The sequence below is a fragment of the Sphingobacterium alkalisoli genome, from assembly GCF_005049105.1.
Lineage (GTDB): Bacteria > Bacteroidota > Bacteroidia > Sphingobacteriales > Sphingobacteriaceae > Sphingobacterium > Sphingobacterium alkalisoli.
Genome location: NZ_SUKA01000001.1, coordinates 595,123 through 612,350, shown reverse-complemented (window position 1 = coordinate 612,350; position 17,228 = coordinate 595,123). Strand labels below are relative to the sequence as shown.

Sequence of the window (17,228 nt, the reverse complement as noted above, 5' to 3'; positions counted from 1 at the left end):
AAAGAGCCTGAAATCATAAACTGACACAGGCTCTTTTCCATTTATCTCGCGATCTTACTTATTTTGCAAATCTGAAGTTTGAAAAATAATAGACCATATCTGCCGGCGGAGCAAACGTCAATGAAGGTTCTCCGCCAATGTTAATGACAACAACCCTATTGTGTCTATCTATCAGGTTTGATAAATCAACAGTGACATCTGTCCATTTCTCCAAATTCTCATCGCTAATCCTGAAGGCGTTGGCATCGGGAGCCCAATATTCTTGACCAAAAGAGCTTTCTGTATTGAATGCCCAGGTGTAGTTCATAAATCTGGGCCATATTCGCTGATAAGGCGCATAGATCCCATTAAACGTTGACTTCGCTGGCATATACACTTTAAATTTAAGATATTTGTACTCAGCGATATTAAAGCGATACTCTTTCGGAAGCACAAAAATAAAAGATCCGCTTCTCCCCTTTAGCGTTGCCTTAATGGGATTCACGATATTCGTTCCCGCCGGGTACGAGGTGGCGGGATTGACCAAGTCCAGTGCCCAGGCCGTAGCATCCTGTATTTTTCCGTCTAAGAAAAAGTTCATAGGGATCAGCGATTCATCCGGTGTTGTCACCCACTCGATAACTCCAGCTTCATCAAACGGTCGTAAGAGGTGATCTATTCCCAATGAATTAGGCACGTATTTAACCTTCTTAATAATACCGAGATTCATCAAATCGACCATGGTCTGGGCATTTGCGTCTGAAATCGGAGAAACTTTTCGGATGAAGGGCAGATAATCACCGCCACCAATGACTTTGCTGATGTTGTTACGGTTATAGCTAATCGTTTTTAGATCGAAGATGTCGCCTCCTGTTAGATCAAGTTCTTCTATATTAGGAAAATAAAACAAGTCTTGAAGCGTATTGGTATGCACTGGAAAAACCAGCTTCTTGTAAGACGATACGCCCTCGGAGGTGAAAACCGTAACGCCATTGGCCGCTAAAATATCTTGCTCTGCGGGATTAAAAACGGTAGAACTCGTCGGCATATTTATATTCAGCGAGGTCTCAATCTTTAAAGAGTCCAAGATTGTCGTACCATTAACTTTGGGAATGACATTATAACTTAGCTGTATGTTAAACTGCTCACCGGCATTCAAATTCGCAGCAAAAATCCGTGGATTAGCGCCTTTATTTCCGGTTATTTTTTTTCCGTCTTTATCCGTGTATTCGTAATCTACACTTCGATACTCCAAAAGAATTGAAGATAACGCACTAGGCCAATCGATCACAGCAGCATTCGGCGAGGTCAATACCCGGGGAGATGCAACGACAAGATTGTCCAAATCGCCTGAAGTAAATGGAATAACGGCGATCTCTTGTGGAACCGATTGATTGTCGTATTGATCTACGGTATATACTTTAATTCGATAGAGCTTCGACTGCTTCAAATCAGGCACATTAATCCACGACACGAGCGAGTCGATTACGACCTGCTTGCCATCATATTCGATGACGGTCTTCGTAGACTTCCCCATCGAAATTTGACTTGAAGGTATTCTCCCAGCCTTCATCAAATCCAATTCTACCCGTTCGAATCCTATTTTGGCGGATATGGTATCGTATTTTGCGGGGTATATCACCTCTGCTGAGTACGGTTCAACATTATCATACATTCCCTTACACGCGAATATTAAGCTCAGGACACCTACAAAAGACAGGTAGATTATCGCATTCTTTGATAGATTCTTCATAATTGAAAATTAATTTCTTTTTTTACCATATAAGGTTATTTCCGATAGGCAATTCGCATCTTCTAGGGTATAGTTTCCGTTAAAGCTCTTCACCGCCTCGTACCTGAACCATCGTGTTGGTTTGGTATATGCTGGCTCATCCGGATACATATAGGCCATATCTCCAGCCTCCCCTTTCTTTACAAACTCCAATTCAGTCAAACCTTGTGGAACGATAATTTTGCTTTGCGACACAAACTCCCAGGAACTAGTCGCGTCGTCCCAAATGTACATATTGTACATGCCGACATTTTCATCTCTATAATACTGTCCTCTGGCAATGTTCGCTAATCCCCCAGAGTGACGCTGTACCGTGATGATACGACTCAATTCATAATAGCCACCTAGATCGATAATAAAGTTCCAAGGCATATTCCCATCTGCCGTTCTTCCTGTTTTTCCACGACTACCGGTATGCATAAAGTTGAGGTTGTCTCCCCTGTCGATGATATCGTCAATGACATACCGATTACGTCCTTCTAACGCATTGCCGAAAACCATAGGAACACCACCGACCGAATCATTGGCATTAGGCAGCATCCATTCTGATTTCTCAATTTTATTATCTTCAAATAGTGAAATACTACCTTTGTCGATAGTTTCGGTGATGTTACCGTACATATCTTCTACGCGCACTTTAACAGCGACTTTTTCGGTAGGTGGTAAAAATAAATCGTTAACAAATCTCCGATCTTCCTCCAAATTGGATGAAAAAACGGAAGTTAATGTGCGTGTAGCGCCATCCTGGTTAAAAGTGAAATCGACATACACATTTATATTCTGCTTGAGCTCATTTGTCCAATCTAAAAAGAAAGAGCTAAACCCCGGCTTCACTTCCATAGAATTCGCTACGCGACTAAAGGCAGGCTCTAACGGTATAACCGGAACGTCCAGTGCCTCTGACCTATTGCCAGCTCGATCTACCGCAAAAAGCTGAACGGTATATTCCTCGCTGCTCGGGAAACCATATACATCTAACGAGTCAACAAAATAAGAGGCCGCGAATGTGAAAGCCTTACCCTTTGGATTTGTATAAACGGCTTCTATGCTCATTAAATCTTCATCATCTGGAAGTGTATAAAAAAATCTAGCTCCCCCAAAAAGTGCTTTGTACGTTTTTAACGTAACCTTGCCGGGCGGGTTGCTATCATCGCTATTGGGCTTAAAACGCTCGAGCTCTTCACAGGAAAACAGTAACAAGGAGGCGAGTGTAATATATAAGAGTTTAAGATTCGTACTTTTCATATGTATAGAATTACGTTGAGCTCGCAAGCTCGGTTTGATTTTTAATTGCCAAGGGACTATTTTAAGCTTACCAACCTGGATTCTGAATCAGTTGCCCGTTGGTATTCATCTCATTAAGGCTTATAGGCCACAAACAATCGGTGATGGTAAATCGACGTTCTTGCTTCACCTCCAATACAAAAAATGCAGATGCTGTTGTTCCCGTATGTGTCCATCCCCAAACGGGAGAAGAAAATGCGGAAGTTGCCTTCTTATGACGCCACATATCCCAGAAATGTATTCCCTCAAACGCAAACTCGATGCTTCTTTCCTTCAAAATAATATCCCGAAGACCTTCTTTAGTCTGATGCTTATTCACCGTCCGGGTTAATGAGGCGTCAGCCCAAATGGCTTCAATATCCGGTATGCCGGCACGTGTCCTCACTTTGTTGATCTCGTCATACACCTCCTGTGAAGGTCCTGAATATTCATTTAATGCTTCTGCTTTCATTAAATATAGGTCTGCCATCCGAATAATGGGGTACGGGAATTTAATTGTCCGTTGCCACGCTCCCGATTGCGACTCGGGATGTACAAGTTTCTGTGTCCCTATACCGGTGGTCATAAAGTCCGTGGTGTGTTGCGATGAGTTATAGCCGCCGTGGGAATTCCCAAACATCATTGTATTTATCCGTACCGCATGTGCCCGCCAATATCCCGCAGTGATCCCCAGGTTGGCATAGAATCTAGGCTCTCGGTTCATGTAGAGTTTTATCGTTTCGGCTCCCGGTTGTAGGTATCCATTCCATGGCGTATAGCTCGGTTCAAGCTGTCCTGGAGTACGTACAATTTCGTGCTTGTTATCGAAATCGTACGTCAGATCCTCTTCAATAGGGAGCCCGTTTTCCGTGTAATACCGCTCGGCCATGCTATAGGTGGCTGCCATCCATTGCCAGGAAAAACTCGATGAATTAACCACCCCGTCGCCATATCCTTCTGGTAAGCGGATATTGCTGGAGTGAGCCAGCTCTCCCGAGTTGTAATAATTCAGGTTGGAATTGCCCCAAACCAACTCTCTATTCCAAGGATCTACAACGAGCATCCGCAGATCATAAAGGGTCTTCATCCGCTCGTTGTTCGCTTCAAATGCAGGTCTGTCATAAATAAAAGGCTCTCTTTCATAATGATATAAGCCTAACCCATTTGTTTCGCATAACGAAATAGCTTCGTTGAGCGCATCGATGGCGTCTTTCCATTTCTCCTGATTTTCCTGTAACGGAAAGAATGGTTGCCCATCTTTGTCCATAAAATCGCCAAAGTATTCCTGATTACCGTTGAAGAAGGGACTTGCACGAAAAACTAAGACACGTGCTTTAATAGCTCTTGCAGCTACTTGGTCAATTTGCCCCAGATTATTAGACGTTGCGCGCTCTACCAAACCTGGGATAGCTTCATTCATTAAATCCAAGATATAGTTAAAACACTCCTCCACTTTGGTTCTCGGCAGGAATAGCTCTTCTTTTGTGGATTCTGGAGAAGCCATGGTCTTTGGAATAACAATAGGACCGTAGCGCTGTACCAGTAAAAAAGCATAATACGCTTTCAGAAATTTCACCTGTGCTTTCCAGTCTGTTTTTTCGCCATCCGACATGTCTTTAACGTTATCGATATGCATTAAGAACACATCTGCTTGGCGCATGCCTTCATACAATGGTTTGCCACCCTGCGTACCGGACCAGTAGCCAAGCTGCGGATCTGTTTGGGACTGTAGACCACGCATGATGCGCATGGCACGTAAATCGCCATTGTTGTTGTTCAAATCGAGGCGGCCGATCCATTCGTCACCTAAGCTCCAAGAGGTCACATGTGTACGTTCGTCGTTTGGTAAATAGCTGTACACTTTAGCCAATGCATTGTAGGCATCAATTTTAAGATTAAAAATATCCTCCAATTTCAGGGTATTATCGGGTACCACATCGAGGAACTTCGTACAAGAACCCAGCATGATTATGGTAGCCAGTAGTATGTATTTGATCGCTTTCATCTTTATTTGGTTCTTTATGGTTAATACGTGAGTTGAATACCTACATTAAATCGTCTATTCGGCGGATAGCCTAAGCCATTCCGTCCCACTTCAGGATCCCAAAGCTTAAAGGGGCTGAGCACAAAAAGATTCTCCGTACTGAAATAGATACGGCTTCCAGGATTTATACCAATTCGCTTCAGTGTTTTGGGACTAAAACCTATCTCTAACGATTTCATCCTTAAAAATGACCCATCTCTTAACCACCACGACGATTGTCTCGTATTGTTGGCGAGCGGTTCTGTCGATAACCGAGGCCAAAAGGCGTGAATATTTGGATTGGTCTCGCTCCAGTAATCATCGGCAATAATGGATAATGCATTTCTTCTAAATGCAAAAGGTGCAATACCATATGATCCATTACCCGGGTTCGATTCATCTGTTGCATTGATGAAGAAGGAGACATTTCTATTTCCTTGGAAGAAAAAGGAGAAGTCAAAACTCTTATAACCCATGGACATACCAAAGCCATATTGTATCTCTGGCACCGTTGGATATCCCATCGATATACGGTCGTTGTCATTAATGATACCATCGCCATTGATGTCCTTATATTTGATATCACCTGCCATATATTCGCCGAAATCTTGTTTAGGCGAATTCTGTATTTCGTATTCGTCGACGAAAAGACGTTCGGCCAATAACCCCCATTGTTGATTGATGTTCTGCCCTTGTCTTTTCAGGTAGGTGTCCGGATAATCGCGCTCATCCAATTCCAAAAGTTTGTTTACGGCATAGGTGAAATTTGCACGACCGGAAATCCATAAATCCGCTCCAAAGAATTTCTGGTAATCAATAGACCCGTCGAAACCTTGTGAACTAACCTTCCCAACGTTTCCACTGACGCTGGCTTCTAGCCCTGCAGAGGCAGGAAAGTTCTCCCTGTTCATATAGATCTTGCTTCGGACATCTTTGAAGAAATCACCCGTAAACTTAAGCGATTCATTCATAAAATTCATCTCTAATCCGAGGTTCCATTTTTCAGATTGCTCCCAAGTAATGTCCGGGTTAGCGTATCTATTGACATTAAAACCCGTATAGGCATTCATGAAGCTCGTGCCCCAACGATACGCTCCGCCGCCAAGCGCGATATCGGATAGGTAAAAGAAACGGCCAGAGCGTTCTGCAATGGCGTCATTCCCCACCAATCCCCAGGTTCCCCTGACCTTGAATGTGCTAATGGCGCTTTTTAGTGGTTCCCAAAACTTTTCGTTAGAGATCATCCAGCTACCGCCGAAGGAGGGGAAGAACCCATATCTTTTCTCACCGGTAAATTTCTCTGAACCATTGAAACCATAAGCTATTTCGGCAAAATACCGGTTGTCGTAATCATAGGTTAAACGCCCGGAGTTACCCATATTACGCTCTGGCAAGGTTTCATAAATTGATGTGCTGTTCCCGGCTGTCAATAATTTTTCTTCCATCATTCCTACCGTCATAGCCCCAACATTATGCGAGCCGAAGGTCCGGTTCCAATTTAATCGGGCTTCAAAATAATAATGCCCATTTGCATCCCTTCCTGGAATGACGTCGCCTAAATAAGCTTGCCCTGTAGTAGGATTCAATGGATATAGCGTATAGGCGCCCGTAATTTGATTATAATTTTCTAAGTCATAGAAAAATGGAAAATAAGTACGGGTGCTGGCGTATCTACTCCAGGTACTAACGGAGGCCTTACCCTGAATTTTTAAGCCTTCGGTCAGGAAACTAAGATCCTGGGAGAGTGTTGCCTGTGCGACGATACTGCTTTCGTTTCGATCTTCATAGCCACGAACCATTTCAGCATACGGATTCACTTTCACGTTTCCGGCTACAGAAGTACTTCCGAAAAGGATATGGTCGGTAAATTCGTTGGCTGGATCGGGCTGATAGACGGCGGGAAAATCTACTGGATTACTGTTCATAATCATTCTAAAAATATTACTTGCCGATTGGTAAGGACCGGTATAACGATCAAATCTACCTTGGATTCGGGTATCTAAGGTGGTTGTTTTCGTCAGTTTTAGAATTACATTCGACCGGATAAATAGCCTGTTGATATCAATGTTATTATTAAAATTATTTCTGTTATCTACCTTTAATAAGCCTGTTTCCTTGTCGAAACCAGTTGACACGTAGTAAGTCGCTACCTGACCGCCGCCAGAAAGATTTACATTGGCTTTGGTATTGGTCGTAGACGTTTTGAACAAGGTATTAAACCAATCCACGTTGGGAAAAATCATCGGGTTTTCGCCGTCTATAGTAGACTGAATTTTTTGTTGCGTATAGTAGGGTCCTAAAACGGGACTCCGGGTCACACGGGCTTCGTTATACAACCTCATGTAGTCTATTCCCCCGATCATATCAACCATCTTCGTCGGAGAAGCCGTATTCACATCTACACGGGCATTCATCCGTACAGGTCCTTCTTTACCCGCTTTAGTTGTAATCATAATAATTCCGTTTGCTCCTCGAGCACCATACAATACCGTTGCTGAGGCATCTTTTAAGATGGAAAAACTCTCGATATCGTCTGGTAGTAGGCGAGAAAGTACATCCGTAGTGGATTCGAATCCATCGATAAGAATTAGCGGGGAAGTTTGGTATCCAAACGTAGTGACACCTCGTATAAAAAATTGTGCATTATCGGCGCCAGGCTCTCCAGAGGTTTGGTAAGATATTACCCCAGGTATTCGTCCAGCAAAAGAACCTGTTAAGTTGGAAGCCGGAATTCGTAAATCGGCGGCTTTCACCGTCGTAATTGCTCCTACAACTGAAGATTTCTTTTGTGTTCCAAACGCAACGACCGTTACCTCGTCAATATTACTACCGTCTTCGTACATCGTTATCTCCAAGATGTTTCGTTGGTCGACAACCTGGCTTATCGGCGACATACCGACAGAGGTGAACGTCAGGCTGTCGCCAATATTGGCTGTAATGACGAATTCCCCATTGGCGTTGGTTACTACGGATGGCACTTTGTTTTTTAAGACGCTTACTCCTTGCATAAGTTCTCCATTGGTTGCACTTTTAACAACTCCGGTGATCTGCTTCTGCGAAAAAGCTAGAATAGGAGCAAGCAGAAAAAGCAAAAAAAACAGCAACTTTTCTTTAGGTCTTTCCATAAGAATTGGTTTATTTTTGGTTTATATTAAGTTAGTTATACAGTAATTTTAGTATATAAATCGTAATAATAATGTACTTGAAAATGCACTAGGTTTACTCGTTTGTAATTTGGCCGTTACAAAACCCGGTAGTCAAATTTATAATTTAGTCGCTTTAAAAAATTGCAAATTTGGATCAAAAAATTGATTAATTGTATCAATCTTATCCAAAGTATAAGAGGGGCCAGCTTAACAGGAGGTGGGGTAGATTAGAGAATCCAGACACCCGACAGTTTCCAAAAGCCTTCACCACCGTTATTATCTTATTCAACAATTTATATTTTTGGCAAGACAGTAACGGTGTAGAAATAGATTTGTTATGGAAAAAAAAAGTAGATGTTTTGCAACTGAAATAAAGGCCACCAAGACAATAAAAAGCGTGACAATTACGTTAGTCGCGATCACAACTACGGATTGTTAGAAAATAAGGAAGCATTTGCCACTAAAGCCCTTCTATTCATTCTAAGCATATCGCACACCCATTGTGCAAAGTCCTCTGGTTGTAAAACGCTTTCTGGATTGCCATCCGTAAGCCCGCCCTGGATACTCATATCGGAGGCAATGGTACTTGGTGTCAATGTAATGACACGGATATTTTCTTTACGCCATTCGGCCATCATAGACTGTGAAAGGGAAACAACAGCTGCTTTCGAGGCAGCATAGGCTGACATATTAGCTCCTCCTTTTAAGCCTGCTGTAGAAGCGACATTCACGATATCGCCTTCGCCTTTATCTTTCAAAAAAGGATAGACTGCTTTTGCGACATAATAGACTCCAAAGAGATTGACGCGAATTACATCCTCCCACTGTGTAGAGGGCATATCTGTGATCTTTCCAAAATCGCCCACCCCAGCATTATTAATCAGTATATCTACACCGGCTAGCTTTTCGGCCAGTTTCTTGACACCCTCCTGAACAGCGGCCTCGTTGGCTACATCAAATACCGCATAAGCTGCGTTAACGCCGATATTGTGTAGTTCGGCAAGCGTAGCTTTCAAATTCTCTTCGTTACGCCCAGTGATTCCGACATGTACACCTTCTCTGGCAAGTTGCAAAGCAACGGCTTTTCCTAGACCTCTACCTCCACCGGTAACAATTGCCTTTTTTCCTTTTAACGTAGTTATCATATGTTTGATGATTTTATAATAGATAAACCCAAAAATAGGAAACAGCAGCTATTAGAATGTTAAGATTATGTAATTTCATTACTAAGTGTATACTCAGTGGGAGATAGGGGACAAATAAACAAGCCTTCTTTACTTTAAGTTGTCTCAAAGTAAAGAAGGCTTCGTGTATAGTTATTTTACTACGGTCTTGAAATCTTGAACTCGATACCTAAAGTTCCGTAGACACCTGCCGTAGCCGGAGGCACCGACACGACTTTAATCGCTACGTAAAGATCTCTATCCGAAGAATGAAGGAGAATAACATCATCGACCAACAGTCCTGAAACCCGATTTAAACCTGTTGCAGCTGAATTCTCATAAGCTGCAACCATCTGGGTTCTATCCATCTCGTCTAACTCATTGTACAGCTCAACCGCTGCCGTACCCCTGTTTAGCTTTAGTCGTGCAACATTACGGACGGGCCAAAAACTTATCGCGGATTGCCAAGCGCTCGCAAAAACTCCAAATCCTGTACCATCCATGGTAAACAAGTTAGATCTTGATCCGGAACCCAATGTATAGCACATATCAATATCCGTTCCTGTTGGTCTTGGCACATCGGCTTCTAGGAACACCCGAACCCAATGAAAATCGATGTACTCGGCATTGGTGTATGCACTACTCACCAAAGTGAGGGTGTTCCGTTTCGTTGCAACTAGATCTACTTCTACCGGATCCGTATAAAAATACTCAAATGCATTGGGATGCGCACGAAATACGGTTCTTACCGAAATTGATTCATTTGGATCAGCATCACGAACCACACTGGCGAACGTAGATGAAGAAACTAAAGTCTTCTGTTGTACACCGGCCTTGTCCGTAAAATCGATTTCGACACCAAACAACGTCTCGGACGACATGGCTTTCCATACCAAAGCCACAGAATCGCGGAAAATAATACTGTAGTCTAGTTCCCTATGCGTTATCGTGGTTCTATAAGCAGGGCCTGCAACTGTAGTGCTCAATTCCATAGGAAGCGAGCGATGCCCTTTTCTGTCAATGGTATAGGCATTGAACACATAATCGCGCTCTTCTAAATTATCAATTATAACGGATTGGCTTTCCACATCGTGATCAATAGGAAAAACCATTGAGTCTGTCGAATTCCATCGAATAATCAAATCTCTGGCTTCAGCGTCCTTTGGTGTGAGCATCCCAATCTGTACACGTTGATCACCTGGTTGTACCCAAATCGAATCAGGCTTGCCAATATAGGTCCGCTCGATGATGTAATCTTCATAGAAGTGATCCATCTTTGTACAGGAGCTGAAAAAGATCATTCCTGCACAAAAAATGCTACCGATTATCAAAAAAATATTTTTTTTCATAACATTCTTATTTCTTAGCTGTTATTATTTGTTACTATTTTATTGGTCTTCCCCAAAACTCCAGTTCCGGGTAATACACCTGTGTACGGGGCTCCCAGGTACTAAGCGTTTCAATACGGATATAACGTACCCCCGGTATTTCCAACTGAAAGTCGAAATCATTTCCAGCCTGTGCAGCTGCTAGATCCTCCTCCGTCAAGCCAGGATTCCCCGTTGTAGGAGGACGCTTCGATGGTCTCCAATCATCCCATTCACCTAGCAAATGCCACTTATCAAAATCGGGATCCAGTGTTGTATTCCCCCAGATACGTATATGTTTTGCATTAGCCGATTGATAATAGAGGTTTCCATTCTGCCAGTATTTAAACCGGCTTAACTGGTACGTCTGCAATAAATCGATCGTAATAACCTTAGGGAATGGCGTACCATCGTTCAACGAGTAATATCCATCTGCCCAAGAGAATCTTATACCGTCAAACAAACGTCTCAAGCCATATGACGCTTGGCCTATTGCATCCCCTGCTAAGACAATCTGATTGAAATTTTGATGTGTAAGCGGTAGTTTGATCTCTTCCCAAGGTTCAAAGACGGAACTTACGGTATCACTAAAATTTTGCCAAGGATCCCGTGTATAGACGCCAAATTCAGTTTCCACAGGAGTCTGATTACGAAAATTGAAATTAAAGCTGGGACTTTCCGTAAAAAACACTTCTACATCCACCCATTCTCCGGAAGTAGGATCCTTCTTCACCACGCCAATCATAAGCTGTGCACTCGTCGGATTCTCTCCTGTTACCCTACCGCCACCCCAATCGGCGGCAACATTCAATTCAGCCAACACCGTTTGATAGGGCGGGGTTCCTGGATGTACCGTAATGTAGACGGGCTCAGACTCTTGCTCATCTTTGCCTATCGCATAGAGCGCCACCGAGTACTCCCTCGATTGCGCAAAACCGTCGACCATCAGCTTATTATCATATTTGGAGGCCTTTGCTTCTCTTGTCACTCCATGTTCTACTGTATAGACCGCCTTTACATAGGCCGTCCGGGGGTCGTCAAGCTTAAAGGTAACTGCTGCCGCCCCCGGCAAGTTTTCGACGCTATATTGTGATACGGCATTGGGCGTCTCACCCAAGAAGAGTGGTTCATGTTTCTCCTCACTGCAAGCGAGCAACATAAAAAGCGAGAAGAAACCAATCGATAATTCTAAAATTTTCATAATACTATTAATAATGATGTATATAAAAGTAAATTATTTTCCATCAAGAGCCCCTACCATCCCGGGCTTTGAAGCAGGTTTTCATTACGCTGCAATTCATATTCGCGGATCGGCATAAAGTAATCCCGCTTCCTGAACTGACGTTGGAATATCACCGTAAGTTTGTAAAACTCCTCTGGTAAAACACCGCGCTTATCCCATCCCAAAATCGGTTGACTCAGTATGTTTTCCGCTGTTTTCCAACGCAACAAATCCCAGTATACCTGCGACTCGCTATTAAGCTCAATTCGGCGCTCTTGGCGTATAATATCTCTTAGTCCTTCCTTGGTACTGTATTTCCCTGGTTGGGTAGAATAGAGATCCCACGAATCTTGTACAGTCGGGATGCCAGCTCTAGTACGGATAGTGTTCAGATAAGAGAACACCTCGTCATCTGGTCCGCTAAATTCGTTTGCTGCTTCTGCATATAAGAGGTACAACTCGGTTAAGCGCATATTCGGGAATAAGTAACTCGTTACAAAATAACTGCTTCCCTCCAAGTAGTTTTGATAGTTGATCGGCTTTTTGGGATAGTAACCTGTCGGTGAATGGGCAGATGTTTCCCGCACCGATGTATAACGCCCGCCCCTGATTTCTAAATGAAAGTTTGCTTTATCATCATATATACCCTGTCCATACCATATACCGCCATCGAAACCGATATTGGCATAAAACCTAGGCTCGCGATGAAAGTGGAGCTTGATTGTTTCATACCCCTGTTTCACATGGTGGTTATTTTGTACATCTCCTGTACGAAAATCGTACCGTCCGTTATAATCCCAAGTTTTATCCTGATTAATCGGCAACCCTTTATCGGTATAAAACATTTCGACAATTTGCAATGGAGGTCCATAAGCTCCCGCAGTACTCGCACTGGTCAGATCCGGACTCCAAGATCGCGGTGTTATCGCACTCTGTTGCGCATTCCCACCAGTATTCGGCCATATCACTTCGCCATTGACATTAGCATCTCTCGTGGCAAATGCTTCCCGTATATTAAGTTCAAAAAGCGTCGTATCGGAAAGATCCAACGTCGGTCCAGGTGTAAACTCATAGAGTTTCATACCAATGCTTGTCGCATTGTCAATAGCTTCTTTGGCCGCCATCATCGCTCTCTGCCACTTTTCGGCGGAATAGGTCTGGCTGAACAAAGGCCCCAACTCAGGATCGATATAATCGGCATAATCCGTATTTCCGTTAAATAGTGGACTTGCAGCCGTCGCCAGCACCTTTGCTTTTAGCCCCATAGCCATTAGCGTGTTAATACGGCCATACTCTGGGCGATCAATCTGCTGTAAGGGTAGATTAGGTAGGTAAACTAACGCCTCGTCCAGAAGTTCTACAATATAGTCCACACAGACATCTACGGGCTGACGCCGGACACGCACTTCGGAGATCTCCGCATCGCTCTCTAAGTTCTCCTTAATCAACGGAATAGGCCCGTACAGCTGCATCAAAAAGAAATGGTAATAGGCCTTCAAAAACTTAACTTCGGCGGTCCATTGGTCGCGCTCCGGTTGCTGCATATCGGGAACCTGCTGAATATTCTCCAGAAAAATATTACAGTCCCTGATGGCCTGAAACATATCTTTTCCACCAGCCCTTCCTTCCCAATAATTCAACAGCGGCTCCGATACATTTTGCTGTCCCATAACAAACTGGGAGGTATTGCTCGCGTTATACGCCAAAGGCCACATTTCGAATCCCGCGAAAGATGGACTTTGCGAGGTGAGCTGCCCATGTTGTGGCAAATAAGAATAGCAGGTATATAAGTAACGCTTCGCTTCGATCCGTAAAGCAAATGAATGCTCTATTGTTCTCACATTATCTGGCACGACATCCAGGTAGTTGCATCCTGAAAAGCCTTGTAAGGTTAATAAAACCAGTGATATTTTTATAAATTTCTTCATAATCATCTTCATTAAAAGTCCATTTTTACACCTACGTTAATGACCCGTTGAATGGGGTATCCTAGGCCATTGCCTGCCATTTCTACATCCCATAATTTAAACCGACTAAAGGTCAACAGATTAAGCCCATCTCCATAGACACGCAGGGATCCGAGACCAATCCTTTTTAACAGCCCCGTCTCCTTTTTCTCAAAGGTATAACCAACGGTCAACTGCTTGAGTCGTAAAAATTCACCATTTCGCATCCACCAAGTACTAGTTACCTCGTTGTTTGGATTCCCAGCTTGTGAACTCAACCGCGGAAAGAGGGCGTACACATCCCTGTTCTCCTGTGACCAATGGCTGTCTGCATAGACCTGTAGGACATTGTTAGCAATTTCGCCATTTACAACCTCAGCACCCGGCACACCATTAACAGGATAGCGATAGCTTCTAAAAGGTCCTGTAGCTTCCGGATCAATAAAGAAGGACTCTCTGGCTAAGCCTTGGAAAAAAACGTTAAAGTCAAAGCCTTTGTATCCCAAAGAAATACCAAATCCATAATTGATTTCCGGCACCGTTGGATATCCCAACGGAACTGCATCCAAGGAGGTAATCTTACCATCTCCATTGACATCGACATATTTAATATCTCCAGCCATAGCAGGCTTACCAGACACACTTCCCCCAAGCTGCTGCTCAGGCGAGTTCCGTACTTCTTGATCATCGATAAACAGCCGCTCGGCAATATATCCCCGGGCTATATTGATTGGATATCCGGCCCGATAAAGCCAAGGATATTCATAGGCAGGTTCTTCATATACCTCGAATTTACTGGTCGCATACGTAAAGTTTGCCATACCTTGTATCCACAAACCGTTATAGAAGCTCTTTTTGTAACTTGCAGACATGTCAATGCCGGATCCTTTTGCCTCGCCCATATTGGCATATATAGACGCAGCCAATCCCATTGTCGCAGGAATATCAGCTCGTGGCATAAATATATTTTTTCGCTGTTCGGTAAACCAATCAGCCTGTATCTCCACGGCATTATTAAATAGCCCCAACTCAAGAGCAACATTCGACTTATAGGCTGTCTCCCAAGTAATATTTGGATTTGGATAGCGACGAACAGCGACCCCTGTCAACGATTCGTCCTGAGCTGGACCAAATACCCATCCACTACCATCGACTATCTCAGACATATAATAAAACCGTTGATCGGGAGAGCCAATCGCATCGTTTCCAACCAAACCATAGGTACCCCGTAGCCTGAAATTTGATATAACAGGTTGCATGGACTCAAAAAAGTTTTCCTTAGACACATGCCAGGCTAATCCGACGGAAGGAAAAAAGCCATACCGATACTCTTCCGAGAATCGTTCTGAGCCATTGTACCCAAAGTTGGCCTCTAGGTGATATTTACCTAGGTAACCATAAGTAAATTTACCCGCTACTCCGAGGTTTCGGTGTGGCAAAGACAATTGAAGGCTACCTGTATTGCCCGCAAGCTCACTGTTCATGGTACCTACTAACAAACCAGTAACTGAATGTTCCCCAAATTTCCGTTGGTAATTGGTTATACCTTGCATAAAAAATACAGAAGTTACATCTTTTCTTCCTTGGCTAATATCATATTCTAGGGTTTCTCTACCTGTATCTTGATTATGTAGCGTGTATAAATTATTACCATTATTATCCGATCCACTGTACTCATACGTGAATGGAATGTAAGATCTGCCTATTTGATAATAGGCATACCGTTTTGTTGACACTCGACCTGTAAAGGATAGACCTTCGGTAACAACATCTAGATTCTGGTTTAGCTCCAGCTGCGCCTGCATCCTGGATTGAGAATATTCACGATATCCCTTGACCATCTCAGCATAGGGATTCAGATACTTTCCTTCGTCGGCATTACCAAACATAATATGATTCAGATACTTATAATTTTCACCCGGATCATAGTAAGGCTGAAATCTCGTAGGTACCGCCCGCATGATATCGCGGTATGCTTTCGTACCGCTCTGCAAGGGACCAATATAGTCATCAAAGGTACCGCTCAAACGAACAATCAATTGGGTTTTTTCCGTTAGATTGATATTAACATTACTCAAGAGTGAATACGTTTTTAGATTCACATTACTATTAAAGTTAGACACCTGGGGCACTTTCAGGACACCATTATCCTGATTAAAAGCACCTGAAACATAATATTGCGCAATGCTTCCACCTCCCCTAACGCTTAAATTTGCGCGTTGATTCATTGCATAGTTGTTCAGAAGCTCCTTCTGCCAATCCACAGCTGGATATTCCAATGATCCTCCAGGCGGCGTAAATTCGATTTGTCGTTGACTATAGTCACCCCTTGTCAATGGATCTCTACCCACGGTTGCCTCATTAGCCAGTTTCATATAGGTGATCGGATCGACCAGCTCTACATTGCGTGTAGCTGTAGAGAGGGAATTTTCGAGACGGAAATTCACACTTAAACTCTCCCGGCGTCCCTGCTTTGTTGTAACCAATATGACGCCGTTTGCTCCTCGAGCACCGTATAGTGCAGCGGCAGAAGCATCCTTTAATATCGAAAAACTCTCGATATCATCTACCTGCAACCGAGCAAAGTCCGTTTTTGTAGATTCCACATTGTCAATCAAAATAAGTGGATCCACCTTGTAACCGAATGTGGTTACCCCTCGGATAAAAAAGTCGGCATTATCTGCCCCCGGTTCGCCCGATCGCTGAAAACCGATGATCCCTGCAGCCCGTCCGGCAAGAGCCGTGGTAAGGTTACTGGAAGGGATTTTTAGATCTGAAGGGTTGACCGTGGTAATTGCACCAACGACATCCTCCTTTCTGGCCCGTTGGCCGAAGGCCGTGACAACGGTTTCTCCGATCAGGTTCGATGCTTCGGCAAGCCGAACATCAATTTTGGTTTGGCCGGCCACGGTGATCTGCTGTTGGGTGAACCCCACCATACTAAAGGTCAAAACCGCGTCTTTGACAAATTCATTAGGTATCGCCAAAACATATCGACCATTTTGGTCTGTCGTGGTTTCAATTCCGGAGCGAAGCCGTATGGTAACCCCCGGCAATGGAGCCCCAAGCGTGTCGGTAATTTGTCCCGTAACCTCTAAGGGATCTTGCAATGCAATCGATATAGTGCTAACATCTTTCTCCATCGCCATCGACGTGGAGTGAAAACTGAGAATTAACCCAAGCAGCAATAAAAAAAGCCATTTTTTCATAAGCTAGATTTTAAATTAATAAATATGGTTGTCAATATTATCCCTTAAAAGACAGAGATTTACATTTGGCTATACAAGTATAGGAAATAATTTCTGACTTATGCATGATATTGTATTT

The 17,228-nt window shown here is 43.4% G+C and carries 9 protein-coding genes; all 9 read right to left on the bottom strand.

What is annotated here, in order from left to right; all coding sequences use genetic code 11:
- Positions 1 to 58: 58 nt before the first annotated feature.
- The 9 genes from FAZ19_RS02325 to FAZ19_RS02285 all read right to left on the bottom strand — a co-directional run bounded on the left by FAZ19_RS02325 (position 59) and on the right by FAZ19_RS02285 (position 17,110).
- Positions 59 to 1,732, bottom strand: coding sequence for a DUF4998 domain-containing protein (locus tag FAZ19_RS02325; RefSeq protein ID WP_211245414.1), 1,674 nt, complete (start codon positions 1,730 to 1,732; stop codon positions 59 to 61).
- Positions 1,733 to 1,741: 9 nt separating this feature from the next.
- Positions 1,742 to 3,016, bottom strand: a complete 1,275-nt coding sequence (locus FAZ19_RS02320; protein ID WP_136818986.1) for a DUF4959 domain-containing protein — start codon at positions 3,014 to 3,016, stop codon at positions 1,742 to 1,744.
- A gap of 67 nt (positions 3,017 to 3,083) precedes the next feature.
- Entirely contained in the window at positions 3,084 to 5,039 is a 1,956-nt protein-coding gene (locus FAZ19_RS02315) for a RagB/SusD family nutrient uptake outer membrane protein (protein WP_136818985.1), read from the bottom strand.
- A gap of 20 nt (positions 5,040 to 5,059) precedes the next feature.
- Positions 5,060 to 8,182, bottom strand: coding sequence for a SusC/RagA family TonB-linked outer membrane protein (locus tag FAZ19_RS02310; RefSeq protein WP_136818984.1), 3,123 nt, complete (start codon positions 8,180 to 8,182; stop codon positions 5,060 to 5,062).
- Between the two features lie 446 nt (positions 8,183 to 8,628).
- Positions 8,629 to 9,348: a 3-ketoacyl-ACP reductase gene (locus tag FAZ19_RS02305; protein ID WP_136818983.1), complete on the bottom strand. Its 720-nt coding sequence runs from the start codon at positions 9,346 to 9,348 to the stop codon at positions 8,629 to 8,631.
- A gap of 179 nt (positions 9,349 to 9,527) precedes the next feature.
- Positions 9,528 to 10,715, bottom strand: coding sequence for a DUF4998 domain-containing protein (locus tag FAZ19_RS02300; RefSeq protein ID WP_136818982.1), 1,188 nt, complete (start codon positions 10,713 to 10,715; stop codon positions 9,528 to 9,530).
- A 34-nt stretch (positions 10,716 to 10,749) separates the two neighbouring features.
- The gene (locus FAZ19_RS02295) at positions 10,750 to 11,934 is read right to left on the bottom strand and encodes a DUF5000 domain-containing lipoprotein (protein WP_136818981.1); all 1,185 of its coding nucleotides are present in this window, start codon (positions 11,932 to 11,934) and stop codon (positions 10,750 to 10,752) included.
- 53 nt (positions 11,935 to 11,987) lie between these two features.
- Positions 11,988 to 13,883, bottom strand: coding sequence for a RagB/SusD family nutrient uptake outer membrane protein (locus tag FAZ19_RS02290; protein ID WP_169305539.1), 1,896 nt, complete (start codon positions 13,881 to 13,883; stop codon positions 11,988 to 11,990).
- An 11-nt stretch (positions 13,884 to 13,894) separates the two neighbouring features.
- Positions 13,895 to 17,110 (bottom strand): SusC/RagA family TonB-linked outer membrane protein, encoded by a 3,216-nt coding sequence (locus tag FAZ19_RS02285; RefSeq protein WP_136818979.1) that lies wholly within the window; start codon positions 17,108 to 17,110, stop codon positions 13,895 to 13,897.
- Between the last annotated feature and the right edge of the window lie 118 nt (positions 17,111 to 17,228).